Here is a 19941-nt window from a genome sequence, read left to right as displayed (position 1 = left end):
GGCTACTTCGTCACGTCCTGGCCGAACCACGTGTGGGAGATCGCCGCCAGCTCGCCTGAGGCCCGAAGCTCGTCGATGGCTTTGTCGATGGCGCCCTTCAGCTCTGGGTTTGGCTTGAACGCCACGCCCATCTCTTGGCGCGCGAACGCTTCGCCGGAGGCCTTCACGGGCGCGCCGCTCTTGACCAGCTCCAGCACCACCAGCTTGTCGTTCAGCACCGCGTCGATGCGTCCAGCCTTCAGGTCCTGGTATTTGGTGGGATCGTCGTCATACGTCTTCACGACCGCCGTGGGCACGTCGCTGCGCAACCACGACTCGTAGTTGGTGCCTAGGCCCACGCCGACCGTCTTGCCGGCCAAATCGGCAGGCGTGGCGATGGCGCGCGTGTCGTCCTTGCGCAGGATGATCTGGATGCCGCTGATCGTATAGGGCTGGGAGAAGCCGTACTTGGCCTGCCGCTCAGGCGTCATGGTGATCTGATTGGCCACCACATCCAGCCGGCCCGACTCCAAGCCGCCCAAGAGGCCGGCGAAGGGCGTTTGGATGAACTCGGCCTTCAGGCCCATCTTCGCGGCCAGCGCCTTGCCAAAATCGATCTCGTAGCCAGCCAGCGACCCATCCTTGGCCTGGAAGTTGAACGGCGGATAGGTGCCTTCGACCCCTATACGCAGAACGCCTCGCTCCTTGATCGCCTCCAGGCCGGTCTTCTTTTCACCCTTGGCGCAAGCGCTCAGCGCCAGCACGGCGGCCAAGGCCAGAAGGGCGCGGCGATGAGGACGGGCGGACATGACGGCTCCGAATCTGCTGATCGCCAACTATAGGACGCTCTGCACGAAACGGAGCGACGCCTTGCTAGAATGCGTGCAATCCGCATAGAGGCGCCTAAGTATCAGCGCAATCGCTTCGCATGGTTCTCAGATGCCCGACGAAATTGTTCCCCGCCGACGCAAGACCGGTCCGGAACGCATCGTCGTGCGCCCGGACCAAGTCTATCAGAAAGAGACCCAAGGCCTCGAAGGGTTGCCGCGAACGCTGCGCAGCCACATCAACGAGTTCCTGACGATCTCCTTCGTCATTGTGATCGGTCTGCTAGGCGCGGCCGCATTGGCCGTCGTCCTGCTGACCTGATCGACCGCTAACGCGGATCGGGATCAACAATCGGCGGCGTGGCGTTGACCGGCGGTGCCGCGTTCATTGGATCAACGACCAGGGGTTGCGGCGCGGGCGAAGGAGCCGGGGTCGAAACCTCTGGAATGGCGACGATGGGCGGCGGCACGGTGGCCGAAACGTCGCTGGTCGCGGTACTGGCGCTCGGCGCGGAGGGCGCGGTGCTAGCAGCCCGAACGCGCGGCGTTGAAGCGCGAGCCTGTGTCGTTCGACGTGCGGCCGGCGCGGCGGCGGGCTCAGCCGGCGGCGCAACCTCGACGGGGGCTTCCATCGACGCCATTTCAGTCGGAGTCGGCGCGACCGGAGCCGGCGTCGTCATAGGACGGGCGGCTGCAGTCTCCGCGGCCGGGACGGTCGTTTCCGTCGTCTTGGGGCCGCTGGTCGCCCAGACCAGGGCGCCCGTCGCCACCAGAGCGATCGGCGCCGCGAACAGCATTATCTTGCTGGTGTTGCTGCCCTTCTCTTTCCGCGCGTAGACGGGCGTATAAACGCTTTCGTCGGCCACGGGCTCAACGCGACGAGCATCGCCAGGACGTTCACTGCGGATGTCGCGTTCAACAAAATTATCGCGACCGCTGAGATCGGGGCCACCAAGGTTCGGACCAGGATTGTATGACGTCATCTCGCATTCCTCCGTTATCTTCACTCGGGAAGACAAACGGAGCGCGGGTTCCTACTGTTCCGCTCGACGCGAAATGACCCAAACCGAGCCACAATCGCGCCAAGTTTGGAATTCGATCCGATCTCTACTTCGACAGACTGTCCAGGTACCGGATCAACACGCCCATATTGTCGATATAGGCGCCCGTCGAAATGCCGATCGGAGGGGTGTCGGTGATGTAGGGGGAGGTGTCCGTCTTGTCCCCCACCCGGGTCTGCGAATAGTCGCCCGGCGCCGGGGTCGGCGAGCCGTCGCCAGCGTAGGGATTGCTGGCCGCCTTCAATTCGGTGGGCCAGTAGCCGACCTTGTTAAGCCCGCCGATCAGCTTTTGAGCGTCCTCGGCCTTCACCTCGCCCGCCACATGCAGGGCGTTCACGTTCAGATCCGAGACCGAGACGTCCTGGCCGGTGAAGTACTTGGGCAGTCCGATCGAACCCGGCTTGGCCTTCAGGGGCGAGTTCTTCGACGCGTCCGGCCCGGCGGCCTTGAGCGCTTCGTATTCGGTCCGCAGCTTGGCGACATTCACCGTCCGGGTGGAGCCATAGTGGATCACCACCTTGTCGGGGTTGTAGTCGGCATAATAGCGGCCGTTGACGACGTTCGAGCCCGTACGGTGGATGAACAGCGGCTTGCCCGTGCCGATCTCGACAAAGGTCGGATGCGTTCCCGTCCCCCGCATCAGTTCGGCAGGCAGCTTGACGCTGTCGAGCCAGTCCAGGGCTTCGGGCAGACGGGCCAAGAACTTCGGATCGCCAGTCAGGCGATAGAAGCCCATCATCGAGCTGATGTTCTGGGCCGTGGTGTGGGTGGCGAAGGCCTTGGGCTCGTACGTCCGCGCGCCGGCGGGCTTTAGGTCCTCGACCGTGTGCTGCAGGCCCCACGCCGGCTGGGGTTGCGGTTGCTGGGTGACCACAAAGCTGTTCATGGCCCGGTTGATGGGGTCCACGACGCGCTCGTCGCCCAGGGTCTGATAGACCATGAGCAGGAACTCCAGGTTCTCGCCCGCCACATCGTCATTGAAGGTGATGTAGCGCGTATAGTCGGCGTTGCCGTGCAGGCCGCCTTCCTGGGTGAGCGGATAGCGTTGCGGCCAGCCGCCGACAGGGTACTGGCTTTCGAGAACGAAGCTGATCGCCTTCTGCAGAGGCGCCCAGTACTGCTTGTCCTTCTTCTCCAGGTACATGCGCAGCATGAACTGGGAGGCCTCCGCCGTACCAGCGTCGTCGAAGGTGGCGTTGCCGTAATAGTGCTGGAATTCCTCGAGCCGCCAGCCGTTCTTGCCGATGGTGTCGTACCAACGCTTGATCGAGGCCTCGCCCGCAAAATCGTAGAGATAGTTCCAGCCGCCGGCCGGGTGCTGCGCCTCTATCAGCGCGCGCGCCGCCGCCTGGGCGGCCTTGTAGTAATATTCATCCCGCGTCGCGTGATATGCGTCCAGGAAAAGATGCCCCGCCGTCGCCGTGCCGGGAGGCTGGACCCACATCATGGTCGGGAAGGCTTCCATCTCGCCGAACCGGCGGGAGAAGTCCGGCAGATAGGACCACACATAGCCGCCCTTGTAGGCGACGGTCTCGACCATGAACTTGGTCGCCCGCTTCATGGCGCCCAGCGTCGCGGCCTGGGTGGGAACGACAGAGGTCTGCGCCAAGGCCGGTGTGAACGCTGTCAGCGCTGCGCCAGCGGCGAGCACGCCGCGACGGGAAACCGTGTTTTTCATGTTCATGGCCATCTCCCCAGATCTTGTTTTGATGATGGCTAACCCGCCATGACACCGGTGTCCATGCGTTCCAAGGTTCGCTGAGCGGAACTGTCGCGCCGCGGCGAAGTTTGCCCCTTATCAGATGCGGGGAACCCGAGCGTGGCCAGCGCAAAGCTTGCGACCTATCGCGCCAAGCGCGACTTCACCAAAACCGCCGAGCCTAGCGGTAAGGCGACGGTCCAGTCGTCCGAACATCTGCGCTTCGTCATCCAGAAGCACGCCGCCACCCGCCTGCATTACGACCTGCGGCTGGAGCACAACGGCGTCTTTCTGTCTTGGGCCGTCACCAAGGGCCCCTCCCTCGATCCCGCAGACAAGCGGCTGGCCGTGGAAGTCGAGCCCCACCCCCTCGACTACGGCGATTTCGAAGGCACGATCCCCAAGGGCGAGTACGGCGGCGGCACGGTCATGTTGTGGGACCGCGGCTATTGGGCCCCGCCGCCCGGCGAAGATATCGACAAAATGCTCAAGAGGGGCGACCTGAAGGTCACTTTTGCTGGCGAGCGCCTCAAGGGCGAATGGGTTCTCGTGCGCATGAAACATGACCGCAACGGCGGCAAGCGCACCAACTGGCTGATGATAAAGCACCGCGATGGCTACGAACACGAAGGCGACGCGGACGCGCTGCTGAACGAGAACGCCTTCTCCATCGCGTCCAAACGCAAGATGGAGGAAATAGCCGAGGGCAAGGGCAAGGCCCCTACCCCCTTCATGACCGCCAAGAAGGGCGCCGCCGGCGCGGTCTGGAACTCCAATCGCGGCGACCCGGAAGCCTCGACAGAGGCCGCCCCCGTCAAAACCAAGGCGCCAAGGGCCAAGGCCGCGAAAGCCGATCTTCCGAGCTTCATCGAGCCGCAGTTCTGCAAGCTGGTCGACCGCCCGCCTCCCGGTCCCGGCTGGGGTCATGAGATCAAGTTCGACGGATACCGAATGCAACTGCGCGTCGAGAACGCAAAGGGCGCCATGCGAACCCGCAAGGGTCTCGACTGGACCGACAAGTTCTCGCAGATCGCCCGCGACGGCGGCGCCGTCCTGCCCGACTGCATCATCGACGGCGAGGTAGTGGCCCTCGACGAGAACGGCTCCCCTGATTTCGCGGGCCTGCAGGCCGCCCTGTCCGATGGTCAGACCGAAGATCTCATCTACTACGTCTTCGACCTGCTCTTCGCCAAAGGCGAGGATTTACGCGCCCTTCCTCTGAGCGAGCGAAAGGAGCGCCTCAAAGCCCTCCTGGATGACGCCCGGCTCGACGACGGCCGCATCCGCTATGTGGATCATTTCGCCACCGGCGGCGACGCTGTGCTGCAATCGGCCTGCCGCATGTCGCTGGAAGGCATCGTCTCCAAGAAGCTGGACGCGCCCTATCGGTCCGGCCGCGGCGAGACCTGGACTAAGGCCAAGTGTCGCGCCGGCCATGAAGTAGTGATCGGCGGCTACACGACGACGGGCGACGCTTTCCGTTCCCTGATCGCCGGCGTCCACCGCAACGGCAAGCTGGTGCATGTCGGCCGCATCGGCACCGGCTACGGCAAGGACAAGGTCGCCAAGCTATTGCCCAGGCTGAAGGCCCTGGAGACCGACGTGTCCCCTTTCACCGGTCCCAACGCCCCGCGCAAAGCGGCCAACATCCATTGGGTCAAGCCGACGTTGGTCGCCGAGATCGAGTATGCTGGCTTTACCGGCGACGGCTCCCTGCGTCAGGCCAGCTTCAAGGGCCTCCGCGAAGACAAACCCGCCGCCGAGGTGGAGTCCGACGCGCCCGTCCCGGTGGAGGACGCCGAACTCGCCCAGCCTAAACCCACGGGCAAAGCCACGCCAAAGGCCGCCGATAATCAGGTCCTCGGCATCACCATCTCCAGTCCTGATCGGGTGCTGTGGCCGAATGCGGGCGACGGCGCGCCGGGGACCAAGCTCGACAACGCCCGCTATATCGAAGCCGTCGCCGACTGGATGACGCCCCACATCAAGGGCCGTCCCTGCTCCGTGATCCGCTTCCCCGACGGCGTGGGCGGTCAGGCCTTCTTCCAGCGGCACCTGGCCAAGGGCATGTCCAGCCTGATCACAGCCGTAAGCGTCGACGGCGACCGCCAGCCGTACATTCAGATCGACCGCAAGGAAGCCCTGATCGCCCTGGCCCAGTTCGGCTCGATCGAGTTTCACCCCTGGAACTGCCAACCGGGCGACGTCGAGCACGCCGGCCGCCTGGTGTTCGATCTCGACCCTTCCGAAGAGCTCGGTTTCGATGTCGTCATCGAAGCCGCCCGCGAAATCCGCGACCGCCTTGAAGAGCTGGGTCTGGTCAGCTTCTGCAAGACAACGGGCGGCAAGGGTCTGCATGTCGTCACGCCCCTGACCGGCGGCAAGTCCGCAGTGGAGTGGGACCGCGCCAAGGCCTTCGCCCGCGAGGTCTGCGACCGGATGGCTGCCGACAGCCCAGACCGCTACGTGATCAACATGGCGAAGAAGGTTCGCAAGGGACGGATATTCCTCGACTATCTACCCAACGATCGCATGTCGACAGCGGTCGCTCCGCTATCAGCTCGCGGTCGCCCCGGAGCGACGGTCTCCATGCCCCTGAACTGGACTCAGGTCCGCGCGGGGTTAGACCCCAAGCGGTTCAACATTCGTACGGTCCCCGCTCTGCTGGCCAGGACCACGGCTTGGGAAGACTATGCCGATGGGGCCCGCTCTCTAGAGGCGGCGATCAAGCGCCTCAAGTCAAAGAACGGCTGAAATTACGCCAAAAGCCCCAACAGAACCACGATGACAAGCGGCGGCGCCCGACCGGCCACCAGCGCTCCAATAGCAACAAGCGCCGCCAGCCCATCGCCCGGCGTCGCCACCCCCGCCGGCAGCACCACCAGTGCGAACGCCGTCGCCAAAATGCCCACCACGGCGGCGTTCAAACCCGCAACCGCCGCGCCAATTCGCCGATCCCCCATGATCTGGTTCCAGAACGGCAGGGCGGCGGTCACCGCGAGCAGGCCTGGCGCCGATATCGCTAGGATGGCGACAGCCGCCCCCATGACGCCGCCTGGTCCATCGGACGACAACACCCCAAGATAGGCCGCGAAGCTGAACAATGGCCCTGGCATCGCCTGGGCCGCGCCGTATCCCGACAGGAACACCTCCTCGCCCACCCATCCTGGAACGACGATGGCGTCTCGCAAGAGCGGCAGCACGACGTGTCCGCCGCCGAAAACCAGAGCGCCCGAGCGATAGAAGGCTCCAGCGAAGCCGCCCAATGGCGTCAGGGCGATGAGCAGCAACAAAAGCATGGCGAGCCCGCTCAAAGCCGCTCGCCGCCGGTGCGCTCGCGTCGGCGCTGGCTCGATGGAAGCCGCCAGGGACGGGGTCAGCGCCATCACCCCGGCCAACGCCCCGACCACAAGCGCGGCCAGCTGCGACAGCCCCGAGGGCGCGACACCGGTGATGATAGCGCAGATCAGGGCGATACCAGCCGCTCGCCAACCCCTCGCTAACCCATCGGCCATGACCAGCACGGCCTGGGCGACAATGGCGACCGCGGCCAGCTTCAGCCCATGAATCAGGCCCTGTCCAAATTCCCCTAGGCCGAGATGCCCAAGACCGAAGGCCAGCAACAGCATCAGCAGAGCCGATGGCGCGGTAAAGGCCGACCACGTCGCCAATCCTCCGATCACACCGCCTCGCTGCAACCCGATGGCGTAGGCGACCTGGCTGGAGGTCGGGCCGGGCAACACTTGGCACAGGGCTATGATCCTGGCCAATTCCGCGTCGTCCAGCCACCGTCGCCGGGCCACCAGAGCGCTTCGAAAGTATGCCAGGTGCGCGATCGGTCCGCCAAAAGCCGTCAGCCCTAACAACAGGAATGTGGCGGTCAGTTGCGCGGTACGCGGACGAGCGAGCGACACGTTCACGTCGCAGACCGCCTCAAGGCGTAGTTGCGGCAGACCTCCCATCGGTCGCGGCCACTGGAAAAGACGGCGACTTCGCCGGCGGGCTCCATGCCAAGCTTTCGCATGATGGCGAAGGACGCGTGGTTGTCCGGCTGGGCGCAGGCTTCGATCAGCGACACCTGTGTCAGCGACCATACTGCCCGCACAAGCGCGGCGGTCGCCTCAAAGCCGTAGCCAAGTCCGTGATGCGCGCTTCCCAGGTGGTAGCCGATCTCCGCACGATCCGGCGTCTCTGCCTTCACTCGTGCGCCGACACCGCCCACGATCAGGCCGTCGGAACGACGCTCGACGCCAAACGACATGAGATCGCCGTCGTCGCGCATGCGCCTGCGGTTCTCGGCGATACGCGCAGCAGCGATCTCGGACGTGACGACGGGCGGCCAGGAGGCCAGGCGTTCGACCACCTCGGGTGTCAGGGTGGCGGCGAGCCCGGCGGCATCCTCAGGCGTTAGACAACGCAACCGCAAACGCTCGGTCAGGATCGGCTCAAACGGGTCTGAATCGGCGTCCATCCCTTTGCATGACGCGGGCGCCCGGTCCGCGCAACTAGGACGCCTTCTTGCGGGGCGCCGCGGCCTTCTTCTTCGGCGCGGCCTTTTTGGCGGCGGGCTTCCTCGCCGTGGACGCTCCGCCCTTGGCCCCGAGGCTCTTCTTCAGCGCCTCCATCAGATCGACCACGTTGGTGTCGTCGGGCTCCTCGACCTTGACCTTGCGACCCGCTCCCTTCTCTTTCTGGGCGATCAGCTTGCGCAGGGCGTCCTCATAGCGGTCGTTAAATTCCGACGGATCAAAGTCGCCATCCTTCTGCTCGATGATCTTCTCGGCGATCGCCACCATGCCGGGGTCAGCCTTGTGCGCCGGGATATCGTCAAAGAAGTCAGCGGCGTCGCGCACCTCGTCGTGGCTGCGGATCGTGTAGGCGAGCAGGCCCTTGTCGCGCGCCTCGATGGCCATGATCCGCTCGCGAGTGTGCATGACGACCCGCCCTAGGGCGATGCGGCCGGTCTTCTTCATGGCGTCGCGGATCACGCTGTAGGCGTCGATGGCCAGCTTTCCGTCCGGCACCAGGAAATAAGGGCTGTCCCAATAGAGACGGTCGATTTCGTCTTCGTCGACGAAACGCTCGATGTCGATGGTGCGGGTGCTCTCCAGCCGCACGCTGTCGATCTCGTCCTGGGTGATGACGATGTAGCGATCCTTCTCGTACTGGTAGCCCTTCACCAGATCGCGCCGCTCCACGGGTCCTAGTTCAGGGTCCGTCGGGATCATGCGGATACGATTGTGGGTGTCCTTGTGCAGCAGGTTGAAGTGAACGTCGCCCGCCGCCGCGGTTGCGGTGTAGAGAGCCACAGGACAGGTCACCAGCGACAGGCGCAGGTGCCCCTGCCAGGTCGGACGCGCAGCCATGATCGAACCTCACTTCGAGAACCGAGCGAATCAACGCGGCGGCCCGGCTAAGGTTCTGGTTGCGGAGACTTGATCATGAGCGACGAGGTTCTGGTCGACGCTCGCGGCCATCATTGCCCAGTCCCCACCTTGCGTCTGCGCAAGGCCCTGGAGCAAGCGCCGGACGGCGCGCGAGTGCGGCTGCTGGCCGACGACCCCATGGCCAGGATCGACGTGCCGCACTTCGCCAAACAGGCGGGTTTCGAGATTCTGGAGTCCGGCGAAGCGGCGGGCGCCCTCAGCTTTCTGGTGGTGAAGCCGTCTTGAGCTCTTCGGTCTCTAGCCGCCGCAGCAGGCGGCGCGGAGCGTCTCCCAGAGCGATCTCCACCTCGGTCGCCAAGGCCCCGCCGAAGAAGATGGCGTTGACGTTCCAGCTGAGCCAGATCAGCGCCACGATGATCGCCGCCAGCGAGCCGTACATCGCGCCCAGGTGCGCGATCTGATCGACATAGAAGGCGCTGGCCCAGGATGCGCCCACGAACATCGCCGCCGCCGCCGCTCCGCCGGTGATCGCCGCGCGCCATCCGACGCGATTGGCCGACATGGCGTAGCGGTAGATCATGCTCATGCCAAAGGTCAGGCCGACGCTGACCCAGGTCCATTCGCTATAGATCCAGGTCACGCCCTCCAGCGGCGTCCAGTCCAGCGTCGCCCCCACCACGCGGAAGGTTAGAAACACGCCCGACAGAACGGTCATCATCGCGATGGCCGCCAGCAAGACCAGCAGCGCCAGAAGATTGAAGCGGAAGAACCCCCGGGGATCCTCCTCGTCATGAATGAAGGCCAGGCCCGCCAGCATGGCCTTGAACCCGCGGTGCGCCGCATAGCCACCGATGATCAGGGCGATCACGCTTTGGGTAGAGGTCGCCTCCACCGGCGCATGGGCCAGGCGCGTCAGCTCGCTACGGAACAGGTCCTGCGCCCCCGGCGGCAGCAGATAGGCGAAGCTGTCGGCCTGCTGGGCCGCCGCTTCCGGCGTTAGGAGGAAGGTGTAGACGCCCACCAGCAGCGACAGGGCCGGAAATACCGCCAGCATGGCGAAGAACGACACCCCGCCGACGTAAAGCATCACGTCGCGCCCCCACATGCGGCTCAGCGCACGGCCAAGCACCAGCAACACTTCCCGCGTCCAGTAGAGCGGGTCGAGGCCGCGGAATCGGTTGAGGAGGTTGCGCCCGCGCATGGCCGGAAACTGCCCGCGCGCCTTCCGCAGCGCAACCTTGCTGGCGGCCTTAAAGCGCCTCGGCGCTCTTCAGGGCCTCGATTTCGTCGTCGCTGAAGCCCCAGTCGCCAAGGGCGGCGTCGTTATCAGCTCCGATCTTGGGCGGCGGGCCCTGAACAGCGCCTGGCGTCACCGAAAAGCGGGGCGCGGGCGCCGGTTGAGTGACCCCGCCAAGCTCGACGAAGGTCCGGCGGGCGGCGTTGTGCGGATGCCTGGGCGCCTCGTCCAGATCAAGGATTGGGGCGAAACACACGTCCGTGCCCCCCATTAGCGCTGTCCACTCGCCCTGGGTCTTGGTCGCGATCACCGCGGCCAGCTTCTCGCGCAAGGCCGGCCATTCCTCACGGCTCATCTGTTGCTGGAAGTGCGGATCAGTTATTCCTGTCTTTTCAAGCATTAGGGCGTAAAATTGAGGTTCTATTGAACCGATCGACACCCACTTGCCGTCGCTGCATTGATAGGTGTCGTAGAAGTGAGCCCCACCGTCGAGCATGTTGGCCCGGCGCTGTTCACGCTGCAGGCCCATGGCCTTGAATCCGTAGAACATTGACATGAGCGACGCCGCGCCGTCGCTCATGGCGCAGTCGATCACCTGCCCCCGCCCCGTTTCGCGCGCATGGATCACGCCCGCCAGCAGACCGAATGCGAGGTACAGCGCCCCGCCCCCGAAATCGCCGACAAGGTTCAAAGGCGGCACCGGCTTATCCTCGGTCCCGATCGCGTGCAGAGCCCCGCTGATGGCGATGTAGTTCATGTCGTGGCCAGCCGCCGCCGCATATGGCCCCGTCTGGCCCCAGCCGGTCATCCGCCCATAGACGAGCTTGGGATTGCGGGCGAGCGCCACCTCAGGGCCAAGCCCCAATCGCTCCATCACCCCTGGGCGAAAGCCCTCGAACAAGGCTTCGGACCGCTCGACCAGCTTCAAGCAGGCCTCGACCGCCTGCGGCTTCTTCAGATCCAAGGCGATCGACCGGCGCCCCCGCGCCGTAATGTCGGCAGGGGAGGATCGCCCCGATCCTTTGCGATCAATGCGGACCACGTCAGCCCCGAGATCGGACAACAGCATGCCGCAGAACGGCCCCGGCCCGATGCCCGCGAACTCCAGCACCTTCAGCCCCGAAAGCGGCCCCTGAGCCATGACGATCTCCCTGCTTTCCCGAATGGTGAAACCGCTGACGTATGGGCAGGCAAGCCGGAAACTGCGCCTAGGCCTGCGACTTGAGACCCGCCATCAGGATGCTGATCAGGCGGCGGGCGCCCGGTTCCCAGCCTGGCTGTTCGTATCCGTAGCTCACGCCGATCATCGCGCGGTAGACGTCATCGATCCCGACGTCCGACCGGATGTCACCCGCCGCGATGGCCGCCTGCACCAGCCTGCCCATAGCGTCGGTGATTGTCGCGCCGGTCGCCGCGTAAACTGGCGTTCCTTCGCCCACGGACGCCTGCAGAGCCGGCACGATCACCCGCTTGGTGGCCATATAGTCCACGAGCAAGTGCAGCCACGCCTCCAGCGCCTCGCCCGCGCGCCGCGAAGCCAGAAGCGTGTCGGCTGACTGCGCCAGTTGCTCAACCTCCCGCTGGTAGACGGCGGCCAGCAAGGCGTCGCGGGTCGGAAAGTGTCGGTAGAGCGTCCCGATGCCCACGGACGCCCGCCGGGCGATCTCCTCCAGCGGCACATCCGCGCCAACCTGAGTAAAGGCCGCCTTGGCGATTTCCAGCAGGTGGACACGGTTGCGCAGACTGTCCGCCCGCGGCTTCCGCACTTTTTCTCTCTCCGCGTCCACGGTCGCTCCTTGAAAAACGGAGGCGCCCTCCGAATATAAGTGGAGACCACCTCCGTTTCTAACCAACGGATGCGGCGCTCACAACGATTCACTTCCCAAGGAGATATGTCATGACCGCATCTTACGGAGCCACCTCCACGACCGACGACGTCCTGAAAGGCGCCGATCTCAGCGGTAGGCGCGTGCTGGTGACGGGCGTTTCAGCCGGTCTAGGCGTCGAAACCGCTCGGGCCTTGGCCGCCCACGGCGCGCAGGTCGTCGGCGCAGCCCGCGATCTGGAAAAGGCCGAGCGGGCGACCAAAGTCGTGCGAGCCGACGCGGCCAATGGCGGCGCGCTTGAGCTGATCCAGCTGGATCTCGCCGACCTCACCTCCGTGCGCGCCTGCGCCGATGCGCTTCTGGCCGCTGGCAAACCGTTCGACGTTATCATCGCCAACGCCGGGGTCATGGCCACCCCGTTCGGCCACACGGCCGACGGCTTCGAAACCCAGTTCGGCACCAACCACCTGGGCCACTTCGTACTGGTCAACCGCATCGCATCGCTGCTGAAGGCCGGCTCGCGGGTGATCGTCCTGTCGTCAGCCGGCCACCGCTTCGCGGACGTCAACCTGGACGATCCCAACTTCGAGACGACTGGGTACACGCCCTTCGGCGCCTATGGCCGCTCCAAGACGGCCAACGCCCTGTTCGCGGTTGAGTTCGACCGTCGCCACCGTGATCGTGGCGTTCGCGCCGCGGCGGTTCACCCCGGCGGCATCCAGACCGAGCTGTCCCGTCACATGAGCGACGGCGACATCGAACAACTGGTCGAGCAGATCAACGCCAGCCGGGCCGAGGGCGCGCCGGCCTTCGAGTTCAAGACCATTCCCCAGGGCGCGGCCACGTCCGTCTGGGCCGCGGTCACCGCCTCGGCCGACGAGATCGGAGGCCGCTACTGCGAGGATTGCCATGTCGCCGCGATCGTGACCGGCGAAGCGGACATGATGAGCGGCGGCGTGCGCCCCTATGCGGTCGACGCCGACAACGCCAAGGCGCTGTGGGCCCTCAGCGAAGAACTGATTCAGGAACGCTTCTGATCAGGACGCCCGCCTGCGCTCCGGCGCGGGCGGGCGTCCCTCCTACAGCGACTGGCCGTCGTCCACGGTGATCAGCGAGCCAGTCATGCCGCGCGCGCCCGGCCCTGCCAGCATCAGCAGCGCCGCGTCCAGATCGCTTTCCTGGCCTAGCCTGCGGCGGGGCAGGCCCTGAATCTGCTTCTTTCCGCCCTCGCTCTGGAACCAGGCCGAATTGATCTCGGTCTCGATATAGCCCGGACAGATCGCGTTCACGGCGATCCCGTGGCGAGCCCATTCCAGGGCCATCCCCTTGGTCATGTGCGCGGCGGCGGCCTTGGTGCCACAATAGGTCGTCAGACCCGGCAGCACCTTCTGGGCGGCGATGGAGGCGATGTTGATAATACGCGCGTCGCCCGCCTGGGCCCGACCGCTCTCGATCATCCGCTTAGCCGCTTCGCGCGCGCCGAAGAACAGGCCCCGCACATTCACGGCGAAGGCCGCGTCGAATTCGTCGGGCGTGATGTCTAGCGAGCGCCCCTCCCCGCCTACGCCGGCGTTGTTGATCATGATCGAGATCGGCCCCAGGCGCTCCTGCACCGCATCCAGCGCTGGCCCGATGGCCGCGGCGTCGGTCACATCCAGGGGCAAGGCGACCGCCCGGCCGCCGCGACCGATGATCGCGTCAGCCTCGGCGTCGAGCAGGTCGGTCCGGCGGGCCAGAAGCGCCACAGCCGCGCCCGCATCCGCCAGGACATGGGCGAACCGCCGCCCCAGCCCGCTCGAAGCCCCTGTCACGACAGCCACGCCGCCCGTCAGAATCCCTTGCATTCCCGCTCATCCCTGCTCAATGCCCTTCTGTCGCGGGCTCACGCTTCTGATACTGTCCCCATTCCGAATCCGGAAGGCGATGGTTTCGTCCTCGGGCCGGTATTGCAAAGTTGGTTCGGGTCTTGTCGCAGCCTCGTCTTCTGATCATCGCGCGTGACGACGCGCAGGCCGGTCCCCTGGCCGAAGGGCTTGACCGCCTGGGCTGGCGCACCGTCACGGCGCGCGCCGGCGACTCCGCTCTGGCCGTCATCGAGGACATGCCCATCGAGGCGGCGATCATCGATCTCGACAGCGGTGACGACCTGGCTCACTTGGCCGCGCGCTTCAAGGCCGCTGCGGCCCCGCGACGCCTGCCGGTCATCGCCCTGGGATCGATCCCTCCGGGCGAGGAACAACACCGTTTCGATCTTGTTCTCGGCCACCCGGTCCACCCGGCCCAGGCCATGCTGCGCATTGAATCCCTGGTCCGCACGGCCATCGCGGAGGAGGAATTCGAGCTCCGCCGCGAAACCTTCGCCGAACGCGGCAAGCGTTTCACCGCCGTCGAGCCGTCGGCTCAGCCCTATCGCATTCTCGCCGTGGGCGAGCCCGCCCCGCAGTTCCTGGCCCTGTCCAACACCCTCAAGGCCTCGGGGGTCGAAATCACCGGCGCCTTCACCGCCTACACCGCCTTCGACTACCTGCATGAGCGCGCCTTCGACGCCGTGATCCTGTGGGCTGGCGACAATCGCCAGGAGGCGCTGTCCATCGCCTCGGGCCTGCGCCGCAACACCCGCCTGTTCCACATTCCCGCCTTGCTCTACCTGGGCGAGGGGGCGGAGGTCATGCCGGCCGAGGCCTTCCACAAGGGCGTTTCGGACGTGGCCGTTCACGGCACGGGCGAAGAAGAGACCGCGCGGCGGATGATCGAGCTGGCCCGCGCCCATCGCTATGGCGAGGCCGTTCGCGGCGCCCTCGACAAGGCCCGCAGCTCTGGCCTCATGGACGCCGCCACCGGCCTCTTCACTCGCGACCTGTTCGCCGCCCATCTGGCGCGTCAGGCCGCCGCCGCCGTCGGTCGTGGCCGCCCCCTGTCCGTCGCCGTCCTCAAGATCGCCGAAAAGCCCGAGTTGGCCGCCATCCGCGCCGGGGGCTGGGTTGATCGCGCCGTGCCGCAGATCGGCTCGATGATCGGCCGCCTGGTGCGCGCGGAGGACACCGCCGCCCGCCTGGCGCCCGAAGTCTTTGCCCTCTCCCTGCCCGCCACTTCCCAGGCCCAGGCTCGCGCGGCGGCCGAACGGATCGCCGCCGTGATCAGCTGCACGGCCTTCGACGCCGGCGATGGCCGCAAGCCCTTCGTCTGCGACTTCGATATCGGCGTCGCCCAGATCGAAGGTCAGGAGGGTGCGGCCCGGGCGCTCGAACGCGCCGCGGCTCTGGCCCTTCGCTCCGTGGCCAGCTAGGAGGCGCTCCCATGCCCCTCGCCATCGATTTCATCGCCGACGTGGTTTGTCCCTGGTGCTATCTGGGCTGGAAGCGCCTGCACCAAGCGCTCGCCTTGCGTCCGGATGTCGAGGCCGTGGTCACCTGGCGTCCCTATCAGCTGGACCCGAGCCTGCCCGAGGAAGGCGTCGATCGCCGCGCCTACATGGCGGCCAAGTTCCCCGACAAGTCGCGGCTGCAGGCCGTCCATGACGAACTGGTCCGCCAGGCCGCCGAATGCGGCGTCACCCTGAACTTCGACGCCATTGATAAGTCGCCCAACACCAACGGCGCCCAGCGGCTGATCCGCTGGGCTGGCGGCGCCGGCGTTCAAGACGCCGTGGTCGAGGGACTGATGGCCGCCTATTTCACGCAAGGCCGCGACATCGGCGATCCCGTCGTCCTGGCCGACATCGCTGAGAGTGCCGGCATGGAGCGGTTGGTCGTCCTCAAGCTGCTGTCCGAGGGCGTCGACCGCGAAGCGGTCGCCCACGAGCACCAGATGGCCGTCCGTGGCGGCGTCACTGGCGTGCCCTTCACGATCTTCGGCGGTCGCGTCGCCGTGGTCGGAGCCGAAAGCGCCGAGAATCTGGCCCGCGCGATCGACAAGGCCGTGGAGCTGGCGGCGTGACCATCGAACAGGCCGCTCACTACTGGCCCTATGTGGCCGTGCCGATCGCCGCCGTCGTGGTGATGATCCGCCTGCACCGCATGAAGACACACCGCCCGATGCGTCTGCGCATGATCTGGGTCCTGCCCCTGGCCATGTCCGTCCTGGCCGGCCTGCTGCTGTGGCGTTTTCCGCCCCAGGGCTTGGAGTGGATCTGGCTCGGCGCAATCTTCGCGCTCGGCGGAGCCGTCGGCTGGCGTCGGGGGCGGATGGTGGACATCATCCTGTGCGACCAGACCTATTCGCTGAAGATGAGGGCCACGCCCGCGGCCATCTTCCTGTTCGTGGGTCTGGTGCTGTTCCGCGCCGCCCTGCGCCCGATCCTCGAAGCGGAGTCCGCCGTCTGGCACGTGCGCGCCGCCCTCATCACCGACGGCTTCATCGTGTTCGCGGTCGGCCTGGTGGTCATGGCGCGGATCGAGATGGCGACCCGTGCCCTGCGCCTTCTGACCCAGGCCAAGACCGCCGCCTAAGCGGTCTTCGCCAGCTTCGCCAGTTCGGTCAGGATGCGCTCGGCGGCGTTAAGCCGGTCCTTGGGCGTGTCCCATTCGCCCTTCACCACCACCTTGTGATCAGGTCGCACCTTCCACGCCGCCCCGTTCTTGCCGACGAACTGGATCAATCCCATCGGATTGGCGAACTCGTCGTTGCGGAAGGTGGCCACCGCCCCCTTGGGACCCACGTCGATCTTGGCGACGTTGGCCTCGCGGCACAGCCCCTTGATGCCGACCACCTTCAGCAGGCTGTCGGCTTCTGGCGGCAGCGGGCCGAAGCGGTCGATCAGTTCGGCGGCCAGAGCTTCGCGGTCCTGCGCCTTCTCGGCTTCCGACAGACGGCGATAGAGCGACAGCCGCACGTTCAGGTCCGGCACATAGTCGTCCGGAATCATCACCGCCGCGCCGGCGTTGATGATCGGCGACCAGCCACGATCGGCGAACAGGCCCACGTCCTTGCCCGCTCGCTCGCGCAGTTCGGCCACCGCGTCCTCCAGCATCTGCTGGTAGAGCTCGACCCCGATCTCCTTGATGTGGCCGCTCTGCTCGTCGCCCAGCAGGTTGCCGCCGCCGCGCTGGTCCAGGTCGTGGCTGGCCAGCTGGAAGCCGGCGCCCAGGCTGTCGAGCGACTGCAGCACCTTCAGCCGCTTCTCGGCCGACAGGGTAAGCTGCTTCTCCACCGGCGTGGTGAGGTAGGCATAGGCTCTCGCCTTGGACCGGCCGACCCGTCCGCGGATCTGGTACAGCTGCGCCAGGCCGAACATGTCCGCCCTATGCACGATCAGGGTGTTGGCGCTTGGGATGTCCAGGCCGCTCTCCACGATCGTGGTCGACAGCAGAACATCGTACTGACCGTCGTAGAAGGCGGTCATCACCTCTTCGAGCTGGGTCGGCGCCATCTGGCCGTGGCCGGTGACCACCTTGATCTCGGGAACCTGCTCGCGCAGGAACTTCTCGATATCCGTCAGGTCCTTCAGGCGGGGCACCACGTAGTAGGCCTGGCCGCCGCGGTACTTTTCGCGCAGCAGGGCCTCGCGGATCGTCACCTGATCGAACGGGCTGATGTAGGTGCGCACCGCCAGGCGATCGACCGGCGGGGTGGCGATGATCGACATCTCACGGATGCCCGACAGCGCCATCTGCAGGGTGCGGGGGATCGGCGTCGCCGTCAGGGTCAGCATATGCACGTCGGCGCGAAGCTCCTTGAGCTTCTCCTTGTGCTTAACCCCGAAGTGCTGCTCCTCGTCCACCACGACCATGCCCAGGTCCTTGAACGATACCTGCTTGGACAGCACTGCATGGGTGCCGACCACGATCTCGAACTCGCCGTTGGCCAGGCCGTCGCGGGTTTCGCTGGCTTCCTTGGCGGGGACCAGGCGCGACAGGCGGCGCACCTTGATCGGCCAGCCCTGGAAGCGCTCTGAGAAGGTCTTGTAATGCTGCCGCGCCAGCAGGGTCGTCGGGCAGACGATCGCCACCTGCTTGCCGCTCATGGCCACGACGAAGGCCGCGCGCAGCGCAACCTCGGTCTTACCGAAACCCACATCGCCACAGATCAGGCGATCCATCGGCTTGCCCGAAGACAGATCGCCCAGGACGTCGGCGATGGCGTTCAGCTGGTCGTCGGTCTCCTCATAGGGGAACCGCGCGCAGAACTCGTCGAAGATGCCCGCCGGCGGATCGGTTTCCTCGACCGCCTTGACCGACCGCGCCGCGGCGATGGCGATCAGGCCCTCGGCCATCTCGCGCAGGCGCTCCTTGGCCCGCGCCTTGCGCGACTGCCATGCGGCGCCGCCCAGCTTGTCCAGGACCGCGTCCTCGCCGTCCGCGCCATAGCGCGTCAGCAGGTCGATGTTCTCCACTGGCAGGTACAGCTTGGCGTCACCGGCATAGTGCAGCTCCAGGCAGTCGTGCGGCGCCTCCTGAACCTCCAGGGTCTTCAGGCCCTCATAGCGTCCGATGCCGTGATCGATATGAACCACCAGATCGCCCTGCGTAAGAGCGCTGGCCTCAGCCAGGAAGTTGGCGGCGCGGCGCTTCTTCCTTGGGCGCGCCAGTCGGTCGCCCAGGATGTCGGTCTCGGCGATGACCGCCAGACTCTCGGTCTCGAACCCCGCGTCGAGCGGCAGCACGACCCGAAGCGGCGTCTTCGGATCGGCCGCCTTGGCCGCCTGCCAGTACGGCGCGAAGTTGATCTTCTTCAGGCCATGGTCGCCCAGCATGGAGCCCAGGCGTTCGGACGAGCCCTCGGTCCAGCTGGCGAACAGCACCCGCTTGCCCGCCGCGATCTGGCGGTTGGCGTAATCGGCCACCGCCTCGAACAGATTGCCGCTGTCGGTCTGGCGTTCGGCGGCGAAGGTGCGGCCGAGCTTGGCGCCCATATCCACCACCTGCTCGCCCTCGGACAGGAACGGGGTGAACCGCCGGTTGGGTCGATGCCCTACCCGCTGCTCCCACTCGGTGGCGTCCAGGTACAACGCCTTGGGTTCGATCGGGCGATAGGCGCCCTTGCGGTCCGCGGCTGCGCGGCTTTGATAGGCGTCCTCGATCATGGACAGACGCTCGTCGCGCGCCTCGGACGCCAGGTGGTCCACGCCGATCAGGGTGTTAGGCGGCAGATAGTCGAAGATGGTGGCCATCTTCTCGTAAAGCAGCGGCAGCCAGTGCTCGAGACCCGCGCGGCGCGAACCTTCGCTCACGGCGGCGTACAGGGCGTCATCGCCCGGCGCGCCGAAGCGCTCGACGTAGCCTTTTCGGAAGCGGCTGATGGAATCGGCGTCCAGCAGCGCCTCGCTGACGGGCAGCAGATCGATCTCTTTCAGCTGCTTGGTGGAACGCTGCGTCTCCGGATCGAAGGCGCGGATGCTTTCCAGCGTGTCGCCGAACAGGTCCAGGCGAACCGGCTCCTCGGCCGCCGGCGGGAACACGTCGATCACGCCGCCGCGGATGGCGAACTCGCCCCGATCCGAAACCGTGGACGCGCGCACATAGCCATTGGTGGCGAAATATCGCTCCAGATCGGCCACATCGACGCTGTTGCCCACGCGCGCGAAATAGCCGGCCCGACCAACCACCGTCTTGTCAGGTACGCGCTGCAGCGCCGCGGGCGCTGCGACCACCAGGATCGATGGCTTCTTTTCGTCGAACCCGCGCGCCAGCCGCGCCAGGGTCGCCATGCGCTGGGCCGACACGCCCGAGGTCGGGCCGATACGATCATAGGGCAGGCAGTCCCACGACGGGAACAGCGCCGTCTCGATCTCCGGCGCGAAGAACTTCAGCGCGTCGATGAACGCCCCGGCGCGCGCGCCGTCACGGGCGATGAACATCGAAAGCCCGCCGCGCGCCCGCGCGATGTCGGCCATCACCAGGGCGTCGAAACCCTCAGGCGCCCCGGCAAGGTCGAGGCGCCCATCGTCCTTGGCGATGCGTTTGGCGTCGTAAGCCATGAAAGTCCTT

At 66.1% G+C, this 19941-nt stretch carries 18 protein-coding genes; 7 read left to right on the top strand and 11 right to left on the bottom strand.

Going from position 1 to position 19941, the window contains the following annotated elements; genetic code table 11:
* Nucleotides 1-2: 2 nt before the first annotated feature.
* Nucleotides 3-788, bottom strand: coding sequence for a cystine ABC transporter substrate-binding protein (tcyJ, locus tag O5K31_RS09100; protein ID WP_269713259.1), 786 nt, complete (start codon nucleotides 786-788; stop codon nucleotides 3-5).
* A 130-nt stretch (nucleotides 789-918) separates the two neighbouring features.
* On the opposite strand from tcyJ, the gene O5K31_RS09095 reads away from it, so the two are divergent.
* Entirely contained in the window at nucleotides 919-1128 is a 210-nt protein-coding gene (locus O5K31_RS09095) for a hypothetical protein (RefSeq protein ID WP_269713258.1), read from the top strand.
* Nucleotides 1129-1135: 7 nt separating this feature from the next.
* Here O5K31_RS09095 and O5K31_RS09090 read toward each other — a convergent pair whose 3' ends face one another.
* Entirely contained in the window at nucleotides 1136-1789 is a 654-nt protein-coding gene (locus O5K31_RS09090; RefSeq protein WP_269713257.1) for a hypothetical protein, read from the bottom strand.
* A gap of 124 nt (nucleotides 1790-1913) precedes the next feature.
* Entirely contained in the window at nucleotides 1914-3545 is a 1632-nt protein-coding gene (locus O5K31_RS09085) for a pectate lyase (RefSeq protein ID WP_269717036.1), read from the bottom strand.
* A gap of 141 nt (nucleotides 3546-3686) precedes the next feature.
* Between O5K31_RS09085 and ligD the strand changes: the two genes are divergently transcribed.
* Nucleotides 3687-6320 carry a DNA ligase D gene (ligD, locus tag O5K31_RS09080; RefSeq protein WP_269716973.1) on the top strand — a complete coding sequence of 878 codons (2634 nt, stop codon included), beginning with the start codon at nucleotides 3687-3689 and terminating at the stop codon, nucleotides 6318-6320.
* A 2-nt stretch (nucleotides 6321-6322) separates the two neighbouring features.
* Here the strand turns inward: ligD and chrA are convergent, their stop codons facing one another.
* The 3 genes from chrA to ku are packed head-to-tail and all read right to left on the bottom strand — an operon-like array spanning nucleotide 6323 to nucleotide 8932.
* Entirely contained in the window at nucleotides 6323-7528 is a 1206-nt protein-coding gene (gene chrA, locus O5K31_RS09075) for a chromate efflux transporter (RefSeq protein ID WP_269716972.1), read from the bottom strand.
* The gene (locus tag O5K31_RS09070) at nucleotides 7483-8037 is read right to left on the bottom strand and encodes a GNAT family N-acetyltransferase (protein ID WP_269716971.1); all 555 of its coding nucleotides are present in this window, start codon (nucleotides 8035-8037) and stop codon (nucleotides 7483-7485) included. Before O5K31_RS09070 ends, chrA begins: the two co-directional genes overlap by 46 nt.
* Nucleotides 8038-8071: 34 nt before the next feature.
* Nucleotides 8072-8932, bottom strand: coding sequence for a non-homologous end joining protein Ku (gene ku / locus O5K31_RS09065; protein WP_269716970.1), 861 nt, complete (start codon nucleotides 8930-8932; stop codon nucleotides 8072-8074).
* Nucleotides 8933-9007: 75 nt separating this feature from the next.
* Between ku and O5K31_RS09060 the strand changes: the two genes are divergently transcribed.
* Nucleotides 9008-9238 (top strand): sulfurtransferase TusA family protein, encoded by a 231-nt coding sequence (locus O5K31_RS09060; protein WP_269716969.1) that lies wholly within the window; start codon nucleotides 9008-9010, stop codon nucleotides 9236-9238.
* Here O5K31_RS09060 and O5K31_RS09055 read toward each other — a convergent pair.
* The 3 genes from O5K31_RS09055 to O5K31_RS09045 form a co-directional block, all read right to left on the bottom strand.
* Nucleotides 9210-10154, bottom strand: coding sequence for a YihY/virulence factor BrkB family protein (locus tag O5K31_RS09055; protein ID WP_269716968.1), 945 nt, complete (start codon nucleotides 10152-10154; stop codon nucleotides 9210-9212). The genes O5K31_RS09060 and O5K31_RS09055 overlap by 29 nt on opposite strands.
* Before the next feature lie 49 nt (nucleotides 10155-10203).
* Nucleotides 10204-11331, bottom strand: coding sequence for a CaiB/BaiF CoA transferase family protein (locus O5K31_RS09050; protein WP_269716967.1), 1128 nt, complete (start codon nucleotides 11329-11331; stop codon nucleotides 10204-10206).
* Between the two features lie 67 nt (nucleotides 11332-11398).
* Entirely contained in the window at nucleotides 11399-11956 is a 558-nt protein-coding gene (locus tag O5K31_RS09045; protein WP_269716966.1) for a TetR/AcrR family transcriptional regulator, read from the bottom strand.
* Between the two features lie 131 nt (nucleotides 11957-12087).
* On the opposite strand from O5K31_RS09045, the gene O5K31_RS09040 reads away from it, so the two are divergent.
* Nucleotides 12088-13053 (top strand): SDR family NAD(P)-dependent oxidoreductase, encoded by a 966-nt coding sequence (locus O5K31_RS09040; protein ID WP_269716965.1) that lies wholly within the window; start codon nucleotides 12088-12090, stop codon nucleotides 13051-13053.
* 42 nt (nucleotides 13054-13095) lie between these two features.
* On the opposite strand, the gene O5K31_RS09035 is transcribed toward O5K31_RS09040, so the two are convergent.
* Nucleotides 13096-13860 carry an SDR family oxidoreductase gene (locus O5K31_RS09035; protein ID WP_269716964.1) on the bottom strand — a complete coding sequence of 255 codons (765 nt, stop codon included), beginning with the start codon at nucleotides 13858-13860 and terminating at the stop codon, nucleotides 13096-13098.
* 122 nt (nucleotides 13861-13982) lie between these two features.
* On the opposite strand from O5K31_RS09035, the gene O5K31_RS09030 reads away from it, so the two are divergent.
* The 3 genes from O5K31_RS09030 to O5K31_RS09020 are packed head-to-tail and all read left to right on the top strand — an operon-like array spanning nucleotide 13983 to nucleotide 16464.
* Complete coding sequence (locus O5K31_RS09030) at nucleotides 13983-15302, top strand: diguanylate cyclase domain-containing protein (protein ID WP_269716963.1); 1320 nt, start codon at nucleotides 13983-13985, stop codon at nucleotides 15300-15302.
* 11 nt (nucleotides 15303-15313) lie between these two features.
* A complete protein-coding gene (locus tag O5K31_RS09025; RefSeq protein ID WP_269716962.1) occupies nucleotides 15314-15952 on the top strand; it encodes a DsbA family oxidoreductase in 639 nt (212 codons plus the stop codon).
* Nucleotides 15949-16464 carry a CcdC protein domain-containing protein gene (locus O5K31_RS09020; protein ID WP_269716961.1) on the top strand — a complete coding sequence of 172 codons (516 nt, stop codon included), beginning with the start codon at nucleotides 15949-15951 and terminating at the stop codon, nucleotides 16462-16464. Before O5K31_RS09025 ends, O5K31_RS09020 begins: the two co-directional genes overlap by 4 nt.
* Here O5K31_RS09020 and mfd read toward each other — a convergent pair.
* Nucleotides 16461-19931, bottom strand: a complete 3471-nt coding sequence (mfd, locus tag O5K31_RS09015) for a transcription-repair coupling factor (protein WP_269716960.1) — start codon at nucleotides 19929-19931, stop codon at nucleotides 16461-16463. The two genes, O5K31_RS09020 and mfd, sit on opposite strands and share 4 nt — an antisense overlap.
* Nucleotides 19932-19941 lie beyond the last annotated feature (10 nt).

It is taken from the genome of Caulobacter sp. NIBR2454 (assembly GCF_027474405.1).
In the GTDB taxonomy this organism is placed as follows: Bacteria; Pseudomonadota; Alphaproteobacteria; order Caulobacterales; family Caulobacteraceae; genus Caulobacter.
The sequence above is the reverse complement of the archived record's forward strand: the minus strand, read 5'-3'. Positions and strand labels throughout refer to the sequence as shown.

Bases quoted from the DNA above. Each gene is read 5' to 3' on its own strand.
- tcyJ (WP_269713259.1), bottom strand. From the start codon at position 788: ATGTCCGCCCGTCCTCATCGCCGCGCCCTTCTGGCCTTGGCCGCCGTG.
- O5K31_RS09095 (WP_269713258.1), top strand. From the start codon at position 919: ATGCCCGACGAAATTGTTCCCCGCCGACGCAAGACCGGTCCGGAACGC.
- O5K31_RS09090 (WP_269713257.1), bottom strand. From the start codon at position 1,789: ATGACGTCATACAATCCTGGTCCGAACCTTGGTGGCCCCGATCTCAGC.
- O5K31_RS09085 (WP_269717036.1), bottom strand. From the start codon at position 3,545: ATGAAAAACACGGTTTCCCGTCGCGGCGTGCTCGCCGCTGGCGCAGCG.
- chrA (WP_269716972.1), bottom strand. From the start codon at position 7,528: ATGGGAGGTCTGCCGCAACTACGCCTTGAGGCGGTCTGCGACGTGAAC.
- O5K31_RS09070 (WP_269716971.1), bottom strand. From the start codon at position 8,037: ATGGACGCCGATTCAGACCCGTTTGAGCCGATCCTGACCGAGCGTTTG.
- ku (WP_269716970.1), bottom strand. From the start codon at position 8,932: ATGGCTGCGCGTCCGACCTGGCAGGGGCACCTGCGCCTGTCGCTGGTG.
- O5K31_RS09060 (WP_269716969.1), top strand. From the start codon at position 9,008: ATGAGCGACGAGGTTCTGGTCGACGCTCGCGGCCATCATTGCCCAGTC.
- O5K31_RS09055 (WP_269716968.1), bottom strand. From the start codon at position 10,154: ATGCGCGGGCGCAACCTCCTCAACCGATTCCGCGGCCTCGACCCGCTC.
- O5K31_RS09050 (WP_269716967.1), bottom strand. From the start codon at position 11,331: ATGGCTCAGGGGCCGCTTTCGGGGCTGAAGGTGCTGGAGTTCGCGGGC.
- O5K31_RS09040 (WP_269716965.1), top strand. From the start codon at position 12,088: ATGACCGCATCTTACGGAGCCACCTCCACGACCGACGACGTCCTGAAA.
- O5K31_RS09035 (WP_269716964.1), bottom strand. From the start codon at position 13,860: ATGCAAGGGATTCTGACGGGCGGCGTGGCTGTCGTGACAGGGGCTTCG.
- O5K31_RS09025 (WP_269716962.1), top strand. From the start codon at position 15,314: ATGCCCCTCGCCATCGATTTCATCGCCGACGTGGTTTGTCCCTGGTGC.
- mfd (WP_269716960.1), bottom strand. From the start codon at position 19,931: ATGGCTTACGACGCCAAACGCATCGCCAAGGACGATGGGCGCCTCGAC.